This window comes from Streptomyces sp. NPDC087440 (genome assembly GCF_044744005.1).
In the GTDB taxonomy this organism is placed as follows: domain Bacteria; phylum Actinomycetota; class Actinomycetes; order Streptomycetales; family Streptomycetaceae; genus Streptomyces.
The window spans coordinates 97,005-117,951 of record NZ_JBIUXN010000001.1; the positions used below are offsets into that span (position 1 = coordinate 97,005).

Annotated in this window: 8 protein-coding genes; 1 reads left to right on the forward strand and 7 read right to left on the reverse strand. The window is 68.2% G+C overall.

Going from position 1 to position 20,947, the window contains the following annotated elements; translation table 11 throughout:
• Window positions 1-70: 70 nt before the first annotated feature.
• The 4 genes from ACIO3O_RS00420 to ACIO3O_RS00435 all read right to left on the reverse strand — a co-directional run bounded on the left by ACIO3O_RS00420 (window position 71) and on the right by ACIO3O_RS00435 (window position 15,419).
• Window positions 71-10,696 carry a DUF6923 family protein gene (locus ACIO3O_RS00420; RefSeq protein WP_401740105.1) on the reverse strand — a complete coding sequence of 3,542 codons (10,626 nt, stop codon included), beginning with the start codon at window positions 10,694-10,696 and terminating at the stop codon, window positions 71-73.
• Window positions 10,697-11,198: 502 nt separating this feature from the next.
• Complete coding sequence (locus ACIO3O_RS00425; protein ID WP_401740106.1) at window positions 11,199-12,302, reverse strand: PP2C family protein-serine/threonine phosphatase; 1,104 nt, start codon at window positions 12,300-12,302, stop codon at window positions 11,199-11,201.
• Window positions 12,303-12,592: 290 nt separating this feature from the next.
• Window positions 12,593-13,771: a cytochrome P450 gene (locus tag ACIO3O_RS00430; protein WP_401740107.1), complete on the reverse strand. Its 1,179-nt coding sequence runs from the start codon at window positions 13,769-13,771 to the stop codon at window positions 12,593-12,595.
• 4 nt (window positions 13,772-13,775) lie between these two features.
• Window positions 13,776-15,419, reverse strand: a complete 1,644-nt coding sequence (locus ACIO3O_RS00435; RefSeq protein ID WP_401740109.1) for a hypothetical protein — start codon at window positions 15,417-15,419, stop codon at window positions 13,776-13,778.
• 870 nt (window positions 15,420-16,289) lie between these two features.
• On the opposite strand from ACIO3O_RS00435, the gene ACIO3O_RS00440 reads away from it, so the two are divergent.
• Window positions 16,290-17,423: a hypothetical protein gene (locus ACIO3O_RS00440; RefSeq protein ID WP_401741806.1), complete on the forward strand. Its 1,134-nt coding sequence runs from the start codon at window positions 16,290-16,292 to the stop codon at window positions 17,421-17,423.
• A 263-nt stretch (window positions 17,424-17,686) separates the two neighbouring features.
• Here ACIO3O_RS00440 and ACIO3O_RS00445 read toward each other — a convergent pair whose 3' ends face one another.
• From ACIO3O_RS00445 to ACIO3O_RS00455, 3 genes are all read right to left on the reverse strand, one after another.
• Entirely contained in the window at window positions 17,687-18,175 is a 489-nt protein-coding gene (locus ACIO3O_RS00445; RefSeq protein ID WP_401740110.1) for a nucleoside deaminase, read from the reverse strand.
• Window positions 18,176-18,251: 76 nt separating this feature from the next.
• Window positions 18,252-19,460 (reverse strand): glycoside hydrolase family 1 protein, encoded by a 1,209-nt coding sequence (locus ACIO3O_RS00450; RefSeq protein ID WP_401740112.1) that lies wholly within the window; start codon window positions 19,458-19,460, stop codon window positions 18,252-18,254.
• A 54-nt stretch (window positions 19,461-19,514) separates the two neighbouring features.
• Window positions 19,515-20,873 (reverse strand): MFS transporter, encoded by a 1,359-nt coding sequence (locus ACIO3O_RS00455; RefSeq protein ID WP_401740114.1) that lies wholly within the window; start codon window positions 20,871-20,873, stop codon window positions 19,515-19,517.
• Between the last annotated feature and the right edge of the window lie 74 nt (window positions 20,874-20,947).

Here is a 20,947-nt window from a genome sequence, read left to right on the forward strand (position 1 = left end):
CACTCTGCCGTCGAGGGTGGGACAGCACGCAGCTGTCCCACCCGCACACCGTCCGGCCGATGCCTTGTGGTCAGTGGCGTCCTCGCGGGCCCTTGCGCAGCTTGAGCGCCAGTCCGGCACCGGTCAGGACGGTTGCGGAGGCGATCATCGCCAGCCACAGCATCCACGCGCGTTCGCCGGTGCCGGTGTCCGGCAGGGTGCCGGTGGGTTCGCCCGAGGGCTTCGGCTTGCCCGGCCCGGCAGTCGGGCCGGTGGTCGGCTTCGTCGGGCCGGTCGGGGTGGGCTTGGGCGAGGGCCCGGGGCCGGTGGGCCGCGGCGTGACGGGCACCGGGGTGGTCGCGCAGTCCGGTTCGGATGCGTTGGCGGGACAGCCTGCACCGGGGCTGGTGCCGGTCACCCGGTTGGTGAGCCTGCCGTCGCCGGACCCCGTCGGCTTGACGGTGACGGAGTACGTGACGGTGACGGTCTGTCCCGGCTCGATGTCGCCGGTCCAGGCCAGCAGCGGCGCGTCGTAGGTGACGTTGCCCGCCGTGGCGGTGGCGTCCTGGTTGTAGGTGGCGTCGTCCAGGAGGTTGCTCAGGTCGTCGCTGAAGGAGCCGCCGGTGTAGCGGGCCTTGCCCTTGTTGGTGATCTCGACGGTGTAGCTCACCTTGTCCCCGGGGTGGGCCTCGGGGCCCGCGTCGGTGGACTTCCGCAGTTCCATCGTGGCCACCGGGGTGGTGGTGGAGATGATCCGGCGGAGGTCGCGCAGCGAGCGGTGACCGTCGAGCGAGGTGGTCAGGGTGTTGGTGAGCCGGTGGTCGGTGAGGTCACGGTAGCCCTTGACCGTGACGGTGTAGGTAAGGACGATCGTGGTCCTGGCGGGTACGTCTCCGCGCCAGGTGAGCCTGCTGGTGGCCGCGTCGAAGACGGGAGCTGGCGGGCTGCCGGCCGGGGTGGCGGTCGCCATCAGGCTGTCCGGGTCCAGGACGGCGTCGTCGAGGACCTCGGTGAGGTTGTCGAAGACGTCGACGTTGCGGGCCGAGGCGTCGCTGTCGTTCTTCAGGGTCACGGTGTAGGTGACCCTCTCGCCGGGGCGGGCGACCTCCTTGTCGACGGTCTTGGCGACGTCGACCTCGGGCATCGTGTGGGTGGTGGAGCAGACGGCAGCGGGACGGGTCGCCTTGCAGTTGCCGTGCATGGTGGTCACCGCGTTGCGCAGGGTGCCGTCGCCGCCCAGGCCCACCCGTACCGAGTAAGTAATCGTGACAGTTGCCCCGGCGGCCAGGTCGCCGGTCCAGGTGAGCTTCGGGGCCGCGAAGACCACGCTGCCCGAGGTGGTGGTGGCGTCCTGGTTGTAGGAGGCGTCGTCCAGTACGTCCGTCAGGTCGTCCTCGAACCGGGCGTTCGGGTAGGCCGCAGTGCCGGGGTTGGTGACGGTGACGGTGTAGGTGATCGTGTCGCCGAACTGGACGGACGCGTCCTGGTCGGACGTCTTCTTGATCTTCAGGTCGGCGATGTTGCCGCCGGTCGAGGCGCAGGCCGGGTCGGTGGATCCCTGGACGCAGTTCGTGCCGTTGGGTCCGACGATCGAGTTGGCCAGTCGGTGGTCGCCGGTGACGGGGTCGTTCACGGTCACGCTGTAGGTCACCGTGACCGTGCCGCCGGCCGGTACGTCTCCGGTCCAGGTCAGCTTCGGCGCCGTGTATGCCACGCTGCCGGCGGAGGCTGCCGCGTCCTTGTTGTACGTCGCGTCGTCCAGCGCCTGGCTGAGGTCATCCGTGAACCGGGCGTCCTGGTACGGAGCCTTGCCCGGGTTGGTGACGGTGACCGTGTAGGTGACCGTGTCGCCCGGCCTCACCGGTGCGCTCGCGTCGGAGGCCTTGCGCAGCTCCAGGGCCGCCACCGGGGTGGCAGTCGTGCATGCGGCCCGGTTCAGCCTGCTCGCGGCGCAGCCGCCCAGGGAGGTGGTCACCCCGTTGCGCAGCAGGTGGTCGCCGAGCGCGCTGCCCTGCTTGGCGGTGACCGTGTAGGTCAGCGTCACCGTCGTGCCGGGGGCGATGTCCCCGGCCCAGTCGAGCCGTTGGGCTGCCGCGTCGTAGGTCGGTGCGTCGACCGGCGCGGCCGGGTCGGCCGTCGCGGTGAGGCTGTTGACGTCGACGACAGCGTCGTCCACAACTGCGGCCAGGTCGTCGCGCACCGTCATGCCGCGAGCCGGGGTGTTGCTGGTGTTGCGCAAGGTGAGCGTGTACGTGAGCTTCTCACCCGCCTTGACCGTCTTCTTGTCCGCCTTCTTGCTCACCTCGACGGTGGGCATTTCCAGCACGATCCCGCAGTCGCCGCTTCCTGCGGCCGCTCCGGCCGGGCAGTTGCTGTCCGGAGCGCTCACCGCGTTGTACAGCTCGGCGTCGCCGCCGAGCTTCGCGGTCACGGAGTACGTCACCGTCACGGAGCCGCCGGCCGGGACGTCACCGCTCCAGTTCAACCGGGGGGCGGTGTAGTTGACCGTACCGGCGGTGGCGGTGGCGTCAGCGTTGTACGTCGCGTCGTCCAGAACGCCGTCCAGGTCGTCCTCGAACCGCGCGTTCTCATACGGGGCCTTGCCAGGGTTGGTGACAGTGACCGTGTAGGTAATCCTGTCGCCGGGGTTGACGGGGGATTTCGCGTCCGCGGTCTTCTTCAGCTTGAGTTCGGCGATGCCTCCCTCTCCGGGGGGCGTCTTGCAGTCGGGGTCGGTCGAACCCGGGGCGCAGTTGGAGTCCTCCGGACCCACCACCGCGTTCCCGAGCTTGCCGTCACCCGACAGTGGCTTGTTCACCGTCACCGAGTACGTGACCGTCACCGTGCCGCCGGCCGGAACGTCACCGGTCCAGGTCAGCCTGGGCCGCGTATACGTCACGGTGCCCGAGGTGGCCGCGGCGTCCGCGTTGTACGTCGCATCGTCCAGGACGTCGCTCAGGTCGTCCTCGAACGTCGCGCCGGGGTAAGAGGCCTTGCCGGTGTTCGTGGCGGTCACGGTGTAGGTGACCTTGTCACCCGGCTTCAGGACACCGGTCTTGTCCAGGGACTTCTTGAACTGCACGTCGGCGACTTCGCCCCCGGGACTGGTGCAGTCCGGGTCGGTGGAGCCGGGCTCGCAGTTCGAACCCTCCGGACCGGTCACCGCGTTCTTGAGCTGCTTGTCGCCGGTGATCGGGTTGTCCACGGTCACGCTGTACGTGATCGTCACCGTTCCACCGGCTTTCACCTCGCCGGTCCATGACAGCTTCGGCGCGGTGTACGTCACGGCGCCCGAGGAAGCCGAGGCATCGTCGTTGTACGTCGCGTCGTCCAGCACACCCGTCAGGTCGTCCTCGAACGAGGCACCGGTGTAGTCGGCCTTGCCGTCGTTCCTGACGGTCACGGTGTAAGTGACCTTGTCACCCGGCTTCACCGGGGACTTCGCATCGGAGACCTTCTGCAACTGCACGTCGGCGACTTCACCCCCGGGACTGGTGCAGTCCGGGTCGGTGGAACCGGGCTCACAGTTCGAACCTTCCGGGCCCGTGACACCGTTCTTCAGTTGCTTGTCTCCCTTGACCGGCTTGTCGACGATCACGCTGTACGTGATGGTGATCGTCTCGCCGGCCTTGACGTCGCCGGTCCAGGTGAGCTTGGGCTCGGCGTAGGACACGTTGCCCGACGTAGCGGCGGCGTCGTTGTTGTACGTCGCATCGTCCAGCACACCGGTCAGGTCGTCCTCGAACGAGGCACCCGGGTAGTCAGCCTTCCCTGAGTTCGTCACCGTCACGGTGTACGTCACCTTCTGACCGGGCTTGATCGCACCCGAGGTGTCCGACACCTTCTTCAGCTTCAGCTCGGCGACCTCACCACCGGGACTGGTGCACTCCGGATCGGTCGAACCGGCGGCGCAGTTGGAGTCCTCCGGACCCACCACCGCGTTCTTCAGCTGCTTGTCACCCCTGATCGGCTTGTCCACGGTCACGCTGTAGGTGATCGTCACCGTTGCGCCTGCGGGTACATCTCCCGCCCAGGACAACTTCGGCGCAGCGTACGAGACCGCACCCGAGGAAGCCGCAGCATCGCCGTTGTACTTCGCGTCGTCCAGCACACCCGTCAGGTCATCCTCGAACGAAGCACCCTTGTACTCCGCCTTGCCGGAGTTCACCACGGACACGGTGTAGGTGACCTTGTCACCCGGCTTCACCGGCGACTTCGCGTCCGACACCTTCTTCAGCTTCAGATCCGCGATGCCGCCCTCGCCGGAGTCGCACTCAGGTGCCGTGGACCCCGGCTCGCAGTTCGAGCCCTCGGGGCCCGTGATCGCGTTCTTCAGCTGTTTGTCACCGGTGATCGGGTTGTCCACGGTCACGCTGTACGTGACGGTGACTGTCTCGCCGGTCTTGACGTCGCCGGTCCAGGTGAGCTTGGGCCGAGCGTAGGACATCGTGCCCGAGGTGGCTGCCGCGTCGTTGTTGTACTTCGCATCGTCCAGCACACCGGTCAGGTCGTCCTCGAACGAGGCACCCGGGTAGTCAGCCTTCCCGGAGTTTGTCACCGTGACGGTGTACGTGACCTTCTGGCCGGGCTTGATCGCACCGGATGCGTCGGATGCCTTCTTGAACTTCAGCTCGGCGATCTCACCACCGGGACTGGTGCACTCCGGGTCCGACGAACCGGCCGCGCAGTTGGAGTCCTCCGGACCGACGACCCCGTTCGCCAGCTTGCCGTCACCCGAAGCCGGCTTGTTCACCGTCACCGAGTACGTCACAGTGACGGTCGCCCCCGCAGGAACATCACCCGACCAGGACAGCTTCGGCGCCGCATAGGTGGGGGTACCCGTGGTGGCCGCCGCGTCGCCGTTGTACTTCGCGTCGTCCAGAACGCCCGTGAGGTCGTCCTCGAAGCGAGCGTTCTCGTACGGTGCCTTCCCGGTGTTCGTCACCGTCACCGTGTAGGTGACCCTGTCACCAGGCTTGACGGGCGACTTGGCGTCCGAGACCTTCTTCAGCTTGAGGTCCGCGATCTCGCCGCCCGGGCTGGTGCACTCCGGGTCCGACGAACCGGTGGCACAGTTGGAGTCCTCCGGACCCACCACCGCGTTCCCGAGCTTGCCGTCGCCCGTCAGCGGCTTGTTCACCGTCGCGCTGTACGTGATCGTCACCGTGCCACCGGATGGAACATCACCCGACCAGGACAACTTCGGCGCCGTGTAGGAGGCACTGCCGGACGATGCTGTGGCGTCGTCGTTGTACGTGGCGTCGTCCAGGACGTCGCTCAGGTCGTCCTCGAACGTCGCACCGGGGTAGGGGGCCTTGCCGGGGTTGGTGACGGTCACGGTGTAGGTGACCTTCTCACCCGGCTTGATCACCCCCGTCCTGTCCAGGGACTTCTTCAGCTTCAGCTCGGCGATCTCACCGCCGGGGCTGGTGCACTCCGGGTCCGACGAACCGGCCGCGCAGTTGGAATCCTCCGGGCCGACGACCGCGTTCGTCAGCTTGCCGTCGCCCGAAGCCGGCTTGTTCACCGTCACGCTGTACGTGATCGTCACCGTACCGCCGGCCGGGACATCACCCGACCAGGACAACTTCGGCGCCGCGTAGGACACCCCACCGGACGTGGCCGCAGCGTCGCCGTTGTACTTCGCGTCGTCCAGGACACCCGTCAGGTCGTCCTCGAACGTGGCGCCCTTGTACTCCGCCTTGCCGGAGTTCACCACCGTCACCGTGTAGGTGACCTTGTCACCGAGCTTGACCGGGTTCTTGGCGTCCGAGGTCTTCTTGAAGGCGAGCTGAGCGGTGTTGCCCTCCCCCGCGTTGCAGTCGGGGTCGGTGGAGCCGGGTTCGCAGTTGGAGCCGCCGGGGCCGGTGATCGCGTTCTTCAGCTGTCCGTCGCCGGACAGCGGCTTGTTCACTGTGACGCTGTACGTGATGGTGACCGTGTCGCCCGGCGGGACGTCGCCGGCCCAGGAGAGCTTCGGAGCCGCGTAGGAGACCGTTCCCACGGTCGCTGCCGCGTCGTTGTTGTAGGCGGCGTCGTCCAGGACGCCGGTCAGGTCGTCCTCGAACGTCGCGCCGGGGTAGGCGACGTCTCCGTTGTTGGTGACCGTGACGGTGTAGGTGACCTTCTGGCCCGGCTTGATCGGGCCGGTGGCGTCCGAGGCCTTCTTCAGCTTCAGTTCGGCGATCTCGCCGCCGGGGCTGGTGCACTCCGGGTCTGTCGAACCGGTCGGGCAGTTGGAGTCCTCCGGGCCGACGACGGCGTTGGTCAGCGTGCCGTCACCGGTGACCGGCTTGTTCACCGTGACCGAATAGGTGACGGTGACCGTGCTCTTGGCCGGGATGTCCCCGGTCCACGACAGCTTCGGTGCCGTGTACGACACTGAGCCTGCGGTCGCTGCCGCGTCGCTGTTGTACTTCGCGTCGTCGAGGACACCGGTCAGGTCGTCCTCGAACGTGGCGCCCGGGTAGGTTGCCGGGTTGGGGTTGGTGACAGTGACGGTGTAGGTCACCTTGTCGCCGGGTTTGACCGGGGAGGCGGCGTCGGAGGTCTTCTTCAGGGCGAGGGGCCGATTCAGCGGGTCGATCGCGACGTGCGCGGTACAGCTCGCGTCTCTGCTGCCCGCCGGGCAGTTGCCCTTGTTCGTGACGACCAGGTTGTTCATGGCGTGGTTGCCGCCGACGGCGTCCTTGATCGTGACCTGGTAGGTGAGCGTCACTGTGCTCTTCGCGGGCAGCGTCCCGTTCCAGGTCAGTTTGCCATTGGTGAAGGCCGGGGCGGTGCCGTGGGTGGAGGCCAGGCCGGTCGGGCCGTCGGCGTCGTCGAGGACGTCGGCGAGGTCGTCGGAGAGCGTGAAGCCGTTGATGGGGGCGTCGGCGGGATTGTCCAGGGTGATCGTGTAGGTGACCGTGTCGCCGGGCGCGGCCTCGGCGGTGTCGGCGGACTTCTGCACGGTGGGTGCGAGGACGGCGGTGGTGGTGGTGCAGAGCCTGCGGGTCGTGGAGTCGGGGGCGCAGTTGCCGCCGCCGGTGATGGAGTTGATCATCTCTCGGTCGCCGGTGGGCGGGTCGTTCACGGTGACCGTGTAGGTGATGACGGCTTCCTGGCCGGGGTCGAGGTCGCCGGTCCAGGTGAGCTTGTCGCCGGTGGTGGTGGCCGTTCCGGGACCGGTGACGGTGGGGCCCGCGGTGAGCTTCGCGTCGTCGAGGACGTTGGCGAGGTCGTCGGTGAAGGTTCCCTTGTCGATGCGGAAGGTGCCGGGGTTCTTGACCCGGACCGTGTAGGTGACGGTGCCGCCGGGGTCGACGGTCGTCTTGTCGGCGGTCTTGTTGATGTCCAGGACACCGATGCGGACGCGGGTGGCGCAGCGTGCGTCGGGTGAGCCGAGACGGCAGTTGCCCTCGCTGGCGAGGATGCGGTTGTCGAGGATGCCGTCGGAACCGGCCGGCTGGGGGTTCTTGACCTTGACCCGATAGGTGACGGTGATCTTCTCGCGGGGAGCGACCTGCGGATTGGTCCAGGTGATCGTGTTGCCGTTGTGGGTGGCAGTGCCGCTGGAGGCGGTGAGGCTGCCTTCGACGAAGTCCGCGCCGTCCAGGATCTTGGCCAGGTCGTCCTCGATGCGGGCGTTGCGCTTCGGCTCGTCCGCGAGGTTCTCGATCGTCCAGGTGTAGGTGAGCGTCTCTCCGGGGGTGGCGGTCGTCTTGCTGACGGTCTTCTTCGACAGCAGTGGCGGCGGCACGCAGCCGGCCGCGTCCGACCCGGGGCCGCTGTAGTTCCCGATCTGGCCCACGGGTTCGGCCGTGGTGGATCCGACGACGGCGAGTCCCGTGGAGGGATCGGTGCTGCGCAGGTCGATGCGTGCCACCGTGCCGCCAGAACTGCCGTAGACGTACAGCCAGCCGTCCTTGTCGAACCAGGCACCTTCGATGAAGCCGCCCGACGTGCCCAGGGTGACGCTGGGAAGGGTGCTCTGGCTGCCGGTTTCCGGATCCACCCGGTAGATCCGTCCACCGTTGTCGACCTGGTAGATGTGATTGTCCTGCGGGTGGAACGCGATGTCATGGCTGTGCGCGATGACCTTGGGGATGTTTCTGACGAACTGGGGACGGGTCGGCTCGGAGATGTCGATCACGTTGACGGTGTTCGCCTGGAAACCACCGCCCGCGGTGTGCGTGAGCACGTACAGCTTCTGACCGTCGGGGGAGACGACTCCGGCCTCGTAATCCGTGACGTAGAGCTTCTGCCCCTCAGCGTTGGGGGCGACCGGGTAGCTCTGCCTGGCGCCGGTGGCCGGGTCGATCCGTACCACCAGGCCCGCTGTGCCGCCGCCGTAGCGATAGGACATGCCGTAGAGATGGCCGTCCATCACGTTGTAGCCGAGGGCGTCGACCTTCGCCGGTCCGGAGCCGATCAGGTTGAGGTTGGTGCCGCCCTCCGGCGTCCAGGTGTAGAGGTTCTCCTCCTTGTTCTTCACGATCCACACGTCGTTCGGGCAGTTGCCCGGCTTCCACACCCACACCCGGTGGTCCTCGACCTCCCCGCCGGTGATGTCACCGGTGGGCTGGGGGTCCGCCGTCTGGTCGGGGTACAGGCGCAGCCGCACGGTCAGATATCCGGAACGGAACGAGGGCACGGTCCAGTTGAGCCGGACCGTGCCGGAGCCGTTGGCGGTCGCGGTGGTCCGTTCGGCCGGCTCGAAGGTGCCGTTGGCGTCGAAATCCACCCAGCCGGCGAGGGTGGCGGGTCTGCCCGTGGTGTTGGTGACGGTGACGTCGCCCGTGTAGGTGTTTCCCGTGACGGTCGAGGGCCATGTCCCGGCGAGGCCGTCCTCGTCGGGGACGAGCGTCTCGTCGTCCAGCTTCGTGTTCAGCTTCGCCGCACCGACACCGCGCTCGGCGTCCCACTTGTCGCCGAGGGTCAGGCCCGGGATGTGACGGTGGCGGGGCCCGTCGGAGCTGTCGGTGGTCCTGTACGAGTCGGGAGCGTCGCCTCGGTCACGGGCGACCAGGCATCCCGCCCCGTCGGCGTTGGAGCCGGTGGTGGTCTTGCCCGTCTGGTACGAGCTGCCGAGCTTTGCCGTGCCTGCGTCGACCTCGGTGAGGTCGGCCTGCGTGATGGTGCCGTCCCGGGCGATCGAGTACAGGTTGCCGAGGTCGTCGAAGGCGACGCTCTCCAGGGTGCTGCCGGTCTTCGGGACGGAGCCGAGCCGCGTGGCGGTGCCGGTGGCCGGGTCGAGGGCGTACAGCGTACCGGTGGAGGTGTACCCGTAGAGCTTGCCGTCGCCCGGGTGGACCGCGAAGTCACCGAGTTCGTTGGACACCTTGACGTTGGAGACCGTGTTGCCTGCGGAGAGCGCGACCGCGTAGAGAGCGCCGCTGCCCGCACGCAGGTAGTAGGTGCTGCCGTCGGGACTGATCGCGCCCTGCGTGTAGTTGGCGGACGGCAGCCCCGGAACCTGGACCTCGGTCGCCGCGCCGGTCGTGGGGTTGATCCGCAGAATCGTGTCGGCCTTGGACCGGGGGGCCGCGTACAGACCGCCGCTCTGGCTGTCGTGGGCCAGGGCGTTGTACGCGATGTCCGCGGTGCCCCGCTCCTGAACGGCCCCGGTTGTCAGGTCGACGGCCTGGAGAACTGTCTTCGACGAGGTGTTGACCGAGCGGTAGAAGACGTCGTCGCAGTTCGGCCCGACCGCAGCGGCCTGTCCGCGAGGCCGCGGCACGGAGGAGGGTGCGCTTCGCGGCGCACGGCGGGTCTGCGGGGAGGGCCGCTCGGGCGCCGCGTCGGCCGTCTCCTCCCGTTCCGCACGGGCCGGTGCCTGCGGGGCGGCGGGGCGGGGTGCGGGGGTTTCGGGTGCGCGGTTCTCGTCGGCCAGGCACCCGGCGCCGTCGCGGAGTCCGGACGGGGCTCCGGCGATCACGGTGGCGGTCAGCGACCGGTTGGACCTGCCGGTGATTCCGGTGGGACCGAGGTCGATCTGTACGGTCTTGTCGCCGACGGCGTAGAAGCGGCCCCCTCGGTCCAGGTACGTCGCACCGACGCCCCTGACCCCGACACTGCCGTGTCGGCTCACCGCGCCGGATGCGACATCCACGCGTACCAGGCGGCCCGTGTCGTCCACGCCGTAGAGCGCGCCGTCGCCGGGGTGGTAGGAGAAGTCCGCCAGACCCGTGACGGGTTCGGACAGGGGCACGCTGGCCGTACGCCGGAGGTAGTCGGGGCCGGCGGGATCGATGTCGACGATGCTCAGCGCGCGGTCGGCCCGCACGACGAGGTGCCCATCGTCCGTGGTGTCGCCTGCGGTGTAGCCGGTTCCCGCCAGGGACAGGCGTGCGGCCTTCTGCGTGCCGGTGGCCGGGTCGAGGGCGACGGCCTCGGAGCTGGTGCCGTCCGCCGACGGGCGTACGCCGTACAGAAGTCCGTCGCGGCGGCTGAAGCCCAGAGCGTCGAGCCCCTCGGTGCGGGCAAGCGGAGTGCCGTCCCCCGCGTGGAGGTCCAGGGTGCCCAGGCTGCGGCGCTTGCCGTCCTGGGTGTCCCGCAGCATGTACGCGGTGTTGTCACACCGGCCGCGTTCCGCGGCGGCGACGGCAAGGGAGGCGGCTCCGGCCGACTGCACACCCGCGATCATGGCCAGGGCCACCGCGACGCGGACGGCTCGCTGGAGCCGCTCGGGCATGGCGTACCGACCGCGCTCACAAGGAGTCGGCTCATGTGACATCTGCGCCTCCAAACGGGGGATCAACGCAGCGAGAATGTCGTACATGCCGAAATCCCCATGTTGATCTTGGAGAGTCGCCCGAAGGTCAACCTGAATGGCGTACGTAACCCGTCCGAACGGCCACGTACTCTGCACGGCGGGATGCCGCCGACAGGCACGGTCCGACTGCCGTACCAAGGAGCGCTTGTTGCGGGGCTCGACGGTTCGCCGAACGGCCCACGCCTTCACCGGACACGATGGCCACGCCCCGGGCAGTGGCCTCGCCGCAGGTGCGGACCGGTTCGCTCTGAGCAAGCTCGCGGAGGAAGATCGGCCCTCCCCGGGGTACCGCCCGCCTCCACTTCTGGAGCCCCTGGGCCGAAGCACGCATGGGGTTCGTCCTCGCCGCCGTCTTCGCGGACCCTGCCCGCAGGGGAGAAGCATGTCCCACCGCGTGAATCCGGACCGCGCCAGGGCGGTGTGCCACAGCGAGGCCGCGTGTTGCCGTGGGTCGAATGCCGGGTCAGCGGCGCGCCGGGGCTTTCCTCCCTGTGGGAGCCGACTCGGGCAGAGGGCGTTCGACAAGGAGTGCGGCAACGTCGTCGGCCTCCCCGTCCCGGTGCCGACGCAGGTCGGCGGCCAAGGCGGGCAGGGACTCCCGTGCGGGCAGCACGGCCCAGATTCTGGCGCGCTCCGCAAGGGAGTAGAACGTGTCGGAGTCGTCACGGGCCTCGCTGACGCCGTCCGTGTAGAAGAGCAGCCGGTCGCCTTCCTCGAACGGGTAGTCCTTCCAGCGGTAGGCATCGGTGAGCAGGCCGGCGAGTCCCACCGGCGGCAGCCGGTCGTCGGGCTCGAGGAACCGTAGCTCCGGGCCTCGCTGCCACAGGGGTTCGGGGTGGCCGCAGTTCACGATCCGCACCACAGGCACGGCGTCGGGGAACTCGGCCAGCACGACGGTGGCGAACCGCTCGGCGCTCGGCGATCCCGGGTGGCGTTCGCTGTGGCGCTGCATGCTGGTCTCCAGCCGCGCCGCCAGGTGTGCGAGGTCGGGTTCGTCGTAGGCGGCCTCGCGGAAGGAGGCGAGAAGGACCGCCGCGTTCTCGACCGCGGGCAGCCCCTTGCCCTGTACGTCTCCGAGGATGACGCGGACGCCGTGGGCCGTGTGGAGGGCCTCGTAGAAGTCGCCACCGATGCGGGCCTCGCTGGCGGCCGCCTCGTAGTGCACAAAAAGGTTCAGCCGTCCCAGCGCAGGCGGCGGTACGCGCAGGATGACGTTCTGGAGGGTGCGGGCGACCGACCGGGTGTCTTCCAGGCTCTCCTCGCGCCGGATGCGGACCCGGCTCGTGTGGGCGGCCGAGAGGGTGATGGCCGCGATCGCCACGAGTGGGAGGACCATGTAGGCGCCGAGGCGGTGGTTGACCATGCACAGGAGGATCTCCACCGCGATCGTGACGGCGCCGATGCCCAGCGTGGTCCGCACCGTGCAGGAAGCCGCGGCGAGTGCGGGAACCGCTGCAAGAAGCCAGTCGAACCGCTGGTCGTACGGGGTCACGGCGTCGAGCGCCACACAGGCGATCAGCAGGAGGGCTGGAGCCCAGGGCACGCTGGTCACTGCCCGCTGTCGCACGGCATGTGCTCCCTCGATGTCGTGGCCGGGATCGGCCTGCTGACGATGGAGGACAAGGCCGCCTGCGCCGTCGCGGGCAGATCTTCCCTCAGATCGTCCGGGACGATCGCAGGGCTCGCCGATGAGGAAGTGCGATGCCCGCCGCGCTGTTGGGCGGTGCGCACCGCCCGGGACCGGACGACACGCCGATCGCCGAGGACATCCTCACCCTGAAGCAGCACCGCGAGAAGGCTCCCTGACCCGCACCACAGAAGGACCGCAGCAGGAGGACCGCAGCCTGGCGGATTCGTTCACCACGTCACGGGCATGCGGCCTGCCACTCCATAGAGAATTCCCGAGTCCTGGAACGTGAGCCTTGATTGATCCACCGCCAGCCGAAGGTTCGGGAACCTCTCGAACAGCGACGCGAACGCGATTTGCAATTCCAGGTGCGCGAGATTCCCACCGAGGCACTCGTGGGGCCCGTGTCCGAGCGCCACTGACTTAGAGGCGTTTTCCCGAGCCAAGTGGAGCCGGTGAGGATGAGGGAACACCTCCTTGTCGTGGTTGGCTCCCACGAAGGAGGCCACTACTCCGTCGCCGGGATCCAATCGGATACCTCCTAGCTCTGTGCTTTCCTTTGCGAAGAGCCCCATGCCCAAGTGGAAGATGGTCTGATGGCGCAGGATTTCCTCCACCGCGTTCGCCGGGTCTGCCATGAGCTGGGGAAGTTGGTCGCGGTTCTGGAACAGTGCCAGGACACCGAGGCCCAGCGCCCTGGTGGTGGTTTCATGCCCGGCAAACAGAACTGTTCGGATGAGTCCCTGCAATTCGCTGTGCGAGATGCAGCCCGTATCCGTCACGTGTTGCACCACTCGGTCCACCAGGCCAGGCGGCCTGCACGGGGATGACACGAACGACTCCACGTACTGGACGACGGACGTCATGCCGTGTGCGGCTTGCTCCCGTGTCGCATCAGGGAGGAGGATCGTTGAAGCGTTTCCTACGAACTCTCGCTGTTCGCTCTCGGGGAGCCCGAACAGATCGCAAAGCACCCCCACCGGGAAGGGGATCGCAAAGCCGTTGAGGAAGTCGAAGGGCGGCCCGTGCTCCTCCATGACGTCAAGAAGCTGGTGGACCCGGTGTTCAATTTTGTCCCGGTGGGATTTGATCCGATGATGGGTGAACTCCCGCTGCACACTCTTCCTGACCCTGGGGTGATCAGGAATGTCAAGGAAGGGCAGCGTGATGAAACCGGTCGAGGAAGTCTTGGAGAGGTGCGGGTGGTACGGGGAGTGGTTGTCGACACTGAACGTCTCCATGTCGTTCAGGATGTGCCGCACTTCTTCGTACTTGCTGAACATCCACGGCGTACTGCCGTCGCGGATGCGAACCCTCACGGGCCGACCGTTGATTTCCTGGTAAGCATCTGCAGGAAGAAGCGGGTTGCTGCGCTCCTGCGGGAGGGGAATGGCATCCACTGCGACCACCCTTTCACCTGGTTCCGAGAGACCAGTCATCCACCGCACCGAGGCCGAGATTCCCGTACAGCAGCCCACCCCAAATCTGGCACTGATTGACGGCTGTCGTTGGCCGGTTGTCCACCATTCCGCGGAACAAGGTGCCGCAGATGCACACCCAGCACCCTCCGTGGTTTTCCTTGTCGGGTCCGAGGTCGTACCGACTTGCCAGGCGCCGTTGAATGGTCAGTGCGTTGAACATCCTGACAGCGTCTTCTCGGTGAACCTCGGGGAGCCGACCCCGGTTCTCGACCTGACTCACACTCCACTCCGCATAGTCCCAAACCCCGTCCACAAATCGGTCGTTGCCTGACCCGGCACTACCGAGAGCGGAGCCTGCTGCCCCTGGGACCCTTCCCCGGACCTCTACATAGCGCCGAACCCGCTCGAGCGCTGTGTCCCGTTGCTCACGGGGCAGGCTGCCGAATCGCCCCGCAGTCCACTCGACGGCCCGCTCAACGAATTCGGCCGTCAGATGAGGCCGGTTCTCACGCAGAACCCCCAGGACAGCACCGACCGCACTGGTTTCCAGGAACAGGTCACTGCGTGTCCCTCGCCCCCTCCAATGGGTTGAGAAATTGCACACCCAGATTTGGATGCGGAAGAGAATCTCTCGCGCCTCGCTGTCGGTGATTCCTCCCGCCGCCTCCCCCAGCTCCGTGCACAATTCATCGCGCAGCTTGATGAGAGCAGCGTTCAGCCGCGGCGTGTAATCCGCGATCACGAGCCCCCGCGTTCGGTCGAAGTGAGCCGGATCGAAGGGCGGGTTGGCCCAGGTGTTGACGTGCTCGGCGGAGCGAACGAGAACGGCGATCATCTGCTCGGGCCAGCAGCATTTGTGGCCGAACTCCTTGATCGCGTCCGGACTTGGCGCCCTGCCCGGAACGGCACGGTCCCACTCTCGGTGTTCGTGGGGGTGCTCACCCCTGTACGCGCTCCAGCCGGCTCCCGCCATGTGATGGGCGCAGATCACGGTGTGCATGCGAGCCAGGACCTCGTCGTTGTCCGCGAAGGCACCGGCTTCGTCAACGGCCACCCACATAGTGGTGAGCCCCCACATGACGGCCCCCTTGCACCAGGCTTCTCCGAACGTGGGCAGCTCCCACTCGTCCGTTCCACCATGGACCCGCACCCACTTGAATCCCTGGTGCACGCAAGCAGCGGCGAACTCGCCGACTCGGCCGACCCATTCGGCACCACTGGGAGTCTTGCAGAGACCTCGAAACGCCCCGTGCCGATAGGCGGCGTCCAGCGCGGCAAGTGCCCGGTAGTCGTCACCGTCGTCCAGCACATCGACCGGCGCGGCCCCATGACTGAGCCGGTATTCCTCGAAGTCCAGGAATTCCCTGATGCCCTCAACCCAGGCTTCGCCGGAACGGTGTACACGCTTTCTCAGTTGCTCGATCAATGTGGACTTCATGACGGGCGAGTCGCACTTGTCGATCTCATAACAGGCGTTGTAGACCGACGCCATGAATATGTCCTTGTGAGGGCCGTACAGCCAGTCCGCCCAGACGTATCCGTAGGTTCCCTTCAGCCCTTCCGAACTCTTCCGGGCTGCCTGATTCCCGTCCGCGGGCCGTGTCCGCGCGGAATCGGAGTCGTGGGTCGTGGTCATCATTCGCTCCGTGTGGTGTCTGTGCGGGAGAATCCGGGAGATCGCCGATGCGGAGCGGCTCGGACGGCCGGCCCGGGGCGGGACCGCACCGCGCAGGAGAGCCGTGCCGCGTCCTATGCGGTGCGCCGCACAGCCTGGTCCGCGATCTGGCGCCGGGCGGCGGCAGCAGCGAACGGGCAGGGGGCCGTTTGCGGTGCGGTGAGGGCCTGTGCATGGCGGTCGGAGATCATGTTTTCCACCCGGGCACGGGCGCCGGTTGCTTGGAGTACGGGCCGGATGCGGGCGGTGCCTTCCGCGTCGAGCGCCGGATTGCCCACCAGGTCCTGCAGTATCTGCTGCTGGGCAGGGCTATACCGCTCAGGGCCTCGTACAACTCTGTGCCGCCTCCGGCGCGGGCGGCCCCGGCAAGCAGGGGGCGTTCGACGGCCGGGCTAGGCCCTGAAGGTGTGGCAACGGTCATCAGGCGTTCCTCCGCCGGGGCCTGGACGCGACCGACACCAACCCGCCCAGGCGCAATCACGTTGCGGGCAGGTGGTTGTCGGGCAGAACCAGTACATCGCCCCGTCCCCGCGCCGCACAGAGGGCCGGGGCGATGCATGCGATGCAAGCGCTGCAACATTGCGCAGTTGTGAAATCAGCCGTGAGCGGCCTGGTCGGCTCCAGCCGGGAGGAAAGAACGTGCCCAGAAGGCCCAACACCCAGCTGCGGTCGCTGCTCGAGGAAGCAGGCTGGAGCGGTGCCCAACTCGCCTCCGCACTGCGACACTTGGGAACCGAACACGGAAGGAGTCTGGCCTACGACCGGTCCATGGTCTCGCGATGGCTGTCCGGAACCTCTCCGCGGCCCCCGGCTCCGTCACTCCTGCTGGAGGTGTTGTCACGGCGCCTTCAGCGGACGGTCACCGCCGAGGACGCGGGCCTCAGCCGCGCCCCGTCCACCGTCTCCGAACTGATCCAGGAGGCCGACCCCTTGCGCAGGCTCTCCGCACTGACCCGTGCCGAACTCGACCCCACGAGGCGTCACCTGCTGAGCTCCGGTCTGTACAGCCTGGCTGTTCTGGCCGCACCCGAAGCCCTGCAGCCGCACAGGAAGCCCCCGGCCGGGCCGGCCGGTGCGCCCGGCCGGGCAGGGCGTGCGGAGGTCGAAGAGATGCAGACCATGACCCGGGTCTTCGCGGAGGCCGCCCAGGCTCACGGCCCGGGGCACGTCCGCACCGCACTGGCCGCCTACCTCGGCCACGACGCCACCGGCTACCTCCACGCCCGCGCCACGGAGGACCTGCACCGGCAACTGCTGTCCGGCGCCGCCCAGCTCACCATCTTGCTCGGGACCATGTGTGCCGACAGCGGGGCGGATGCGCTCGCCCAGCGGTACCACCAGACCGGCGCCCAGTTGTCGGTCGAGGCCGGTGACGCCTCGACCCTCGCCATCGCGCTGCGCACCATGTCCGCTCACGCCCACGACCTGGGCCACCGCACCCCCGCCGTCCTCAACCTGGCCGAACGGGCCGCCACCCGCGAGACCGCGCCGATCGTGCAGGCCTACGCACAGGCCCACTTGGCCGTTGTGCAGGCCCACCACGACAAGCACGCCGCTCTCACCGCTCTGACGTCCTGCGAGCGCCTCTACGAGAAGGCACACACCACACCGGGACCCTTCACCCATTACCCGGTCGGCGCCCTGCACTACCAGCGCGCTGAGACCCTGGCCGCTCTCGGCGACCAGGCGGGCGCCACCAGAGCCCTGACCGCATCTCTGCGGCTACGCTCCCCCGCCGAAGGCCAGGCCCGTACGCTCACCCGAGCGCGGCTCGCCGAGAGCCTCCTGGGCCAAGGACATCTCGATGCCGCCCTCACCCACTGGCAGACGTTCCTCGACGAAGCCCCCGGCCTGCACTCGCTGCGCATCGGACGGTGCCTCGACGCCATGCGCCGCCTCCTGAACCCCCACCGGCATCACCGTGCCACCGCACAGCTCCTGACCCACGCCGCAGCTCTGTACTGAGACGTCCGCCGACGGAAGGCCGCCTGCACCGCCCGCCGCCACCAGTCCGACCTGAATCGCCGCTGGGGGGTAATGAGAGCTCGGCCAGCCAAGGGTGCGATCAAATGGATCCTGCATGATGGGGAATCTGCCCGAAGCGACGACCCGGGGATGACAGGCACGCCGATACGGGCAGCACGTCAACCCGGAATGCGGCGTGCCTCCAGGGGCCGCTCCCTCGTCCGGTCGTCACCACTGCGGGACAGGACGCCGAGGCGGGATGCTCAGGTCCAGAAACCGGCGTGCACCGCAGCCGCTTCGTCGTGGAGGTACGGGCCCGCTACCTCCACGACGGGGTGGCCGTGTGCGAAGACCTGACGGGAGGGAAGGGCGAGCAGGGGGTGTTCGCCGCCGGCTCCGGCGAGGACGCAGAGTTCGTCCTCGCCCAGGGCGTAGACGACCCGGGGAATGCCGCTCCAGTAGATGGCTCCCGCGCACATCGCGCACGGTTCCGTGCTGGTGTACAGCGTCGCGGTCGCCAGCTGCTGCGGCGCGAGGGTGCGTGATGCGCTGCGGACCAGGTTGGTTTCGGCGTGCGCGGTCACGTCGGAGTCGGTAACGACGGTGTTCTCCGCTTCGAGCAGCACGCGGCCTTTCTCATCGGTCAGCAGGGCTCCGAAGGGGTGGTTGCCGTTCTTGCGGGCACGGACGGCGACGGCAAGCGCGGCGCGGAGGAGGTGTTCGTCGAGCGGTTGGGGGGTGTCGTGCGTCACGGTTGTTCTGCCTTCTCGGTGGGTGGGAGCTGGTGATTCGTATCCGTGGTGTCCGGCGGCTCTCGCAGCGGGGCGGCTATGCCGGCTGCGGGGCCACGGGCAGGGTCCGGGTGCGCCCCGCCGCTCCGAGCCAGGCGGCGGAGGGCTTGGGAGTGCGGACGAAGGTCTCGCGGTCGACGGCGATCAGGCCGAAGGTGGGGGCGTAGCGGCCCCATTCGTAGTTGTCGAGCGCGCTCCAGTGGTAGTAGCCGCGGACGTCGATGCCGTCGTCCATGGCTGCGCAGAGGGCTTGCAGCGCTCCGGCGGTGTAGTGGACACGGCGGGTGTCGTCGGCGGTGGCGAGGCCGTTCTCGGTGACGATCAGCGGGACGCCGGGGGCCATGGCGGCAGTGTGGCGAAGGGCGTGCCCGAGGGCTTCGGGGTAGAACTCCCAGCCGGTGAGAGTGCGTTCGGCGTCCTCCGGTACGGGCAGGGGCCCGTCGGGACCGATGAGGGTGCGGGTGTACGACTGCACGCCGAGCCAGTCGTCGGCGCGGGCGGCCTCCAGGAAGACGTCCACGCGCGGGCGTCGCAGCGTCACCGCGATGTCCTCGGCTCCGGGCAGGGCCTGGTAGACGAGGCTGGCGACGGACCACCCCGTACTCACGTGTGGGGCACGGGACTTGACCGTTTCCACGGCGCGGGCATGTGCCCGTATCAGAGCGTCCGTGGTGGCCGCGTCCGGTGCCGGAAGCCCGGTCGTCGGCAGCGGTCGGCCGGACATCACGGCCTCGTAGGCGGTTGCCATGGAGGCGACCATGTTGGGCTCGTTGATCGTGCACACGTGGGCCACGTCGGTGGCGTAGACGGGTGCGACCGCCGTGACGTACCGGGCGAAAAGCTCGTCGGAACCGGCGGCGGCCCAGCCGCCGCGCTCCAGGAACCACCGGGGAACGGTGAAGTGGTGCAGCGTCACCATGGGGCGCAGGCCGCGCGCGAGGGCGCCGTCGACCATGCGCCGGTAGTGGGCGATCGCGGCGTTGGAGAACTCGCCGGGGGCGGGCTCGATGCGCGCCCACTCGATGCTGAACCGGTAGTCGGTGAAGCCGAGTTCGGCCAGCAGGTCCATGTCCTCGGGCCAGCGGTGGTAGCTGTCGCAGGCGTCTCCGCTGGGCTCCTTGACGTACGGGTTCTCCATGTGTTCGAAGAACCACCAGTCGCTGTTGGTGTTGTTGCCCTCGATCTGGTGCGCGGCGGTGGAGGTGCCCCAGAGGAATCCCTCGGGCAAACGGCGTACGGGTGTCATGGGCGGTACTCGATTCCAGGGGTGAGGGGTGCGGAGTGCGGGGTGAGGTTGTGGCTAGCGGGGTTCGGTCAGGGCGGTGTCGCGCCGCGCGTCCAGCTCCCGCTGCACGCGGACGGTGTCGGCGGCGTACGGGCGGTAGAGGAGCGAGAGGAAGAGGCCGTTGATCACCATGAGGACGACCAGGACCCACAGGAACACGGCGCCCAGTCCCACGGCGTCGGCGAGGAAGCCCGCCCCCAGGCTGTAGCCCGCCCAGGCGATCGCTTCGGCGATCGACACGTACAACGCGAAGGCGGGGGCGCGGAGTTCGGGCGGGGTGATGGCCATGACCATCGGCCGGTTGACGCTCGGGTTGATGCCCTGCGACGCGCCCATCAGGGCGAAGAAGGTGCCGTACACGAGGATGCTGTCGTAGTGGAACTGGGTGCCGAAGAAGGCGAAGACGGCAAAAGCGAACTGTGCCGCCTGGAGCACGGCGACCGGCCCGTAGCGGGGGCTGCGCCGGGACGCCCAGTCGGAGGCGGCCCCGCCCAGGAGGGTTCCGAGGAAGTAGCCGACGCCGAAGGGCAGGGTGACGAGTGCGGCCTTCTGGGTGCTGAAGCCGTGCACGTCCACGAGGAACACAACGCCGAACGTGATCACCAGCAGGTGCCCGGACAGCAGGCGCGAGATGATCAGGATCATCAGGCTGCGGATCTTGAGGAGCGAGAACGCCTTGTCCCAAGTGAGCTTCGAGTGGGCATCGCGCGTGGCCTGGTCGAGATCGGCGAGCTGCTGCTCGGCGGCGCCGCGGCCCGGATCGCGGAACCAGATCAGCAGGGCCAGGCCGAGCAGGACGTTGAACGTGCCGATGCCCCACAGACCCCAGCGCCAGCCCTCGTCCACGCCTGCGAGCTGTCCCTTGAGCGGCCCGATGACCGCGCTGACCAGCGATACCGTCCCGTACACGATGCCGACGGCACGGCCGCGGGACGAACTGCCGAAGAGGTCACCGATGACTTCGGTGATGATCGGGCCGCCCGCGGCGTAGCCCGCCGCCAATATCGTGTAGAAGATCAGGAGTTGGGTGAAGTTCTGGGAGAATCCCGCGGCCAGTCCCCAGACGCCCCACAGGCCGGTGGCCACGACGAGGACGCTCTTGCGGGAGGTCCGCTGGGCCGCCCACACCCAGAACGGGCCGGCGAACACGCCCACGATCTTACTGGCCGCGGTGAGGATGCCCAGGGCGCCGAGCGAGACGCCGAGGGACTGCTTGATCAGGGGGAACAGGCTGCTGACCAGGCTGGCCTCGGTGTTGTCGACCAGCAGGGTGCCGCCGAGCAGAGCGAGCTGTCCGTTGCGCCCCTTGACCTGGGCGGGAGTTGAGCCCGAAGCCGGGCCCGGGGGCGCAGCGTCTTTGCTGAGCTCGGTCATCGTGCCTTCTCGATTCTGTTCGGCGAAACAGCGGACAGGGGGTCGGAGAGAGGGATCGCGGAAGAGGGGCGAGG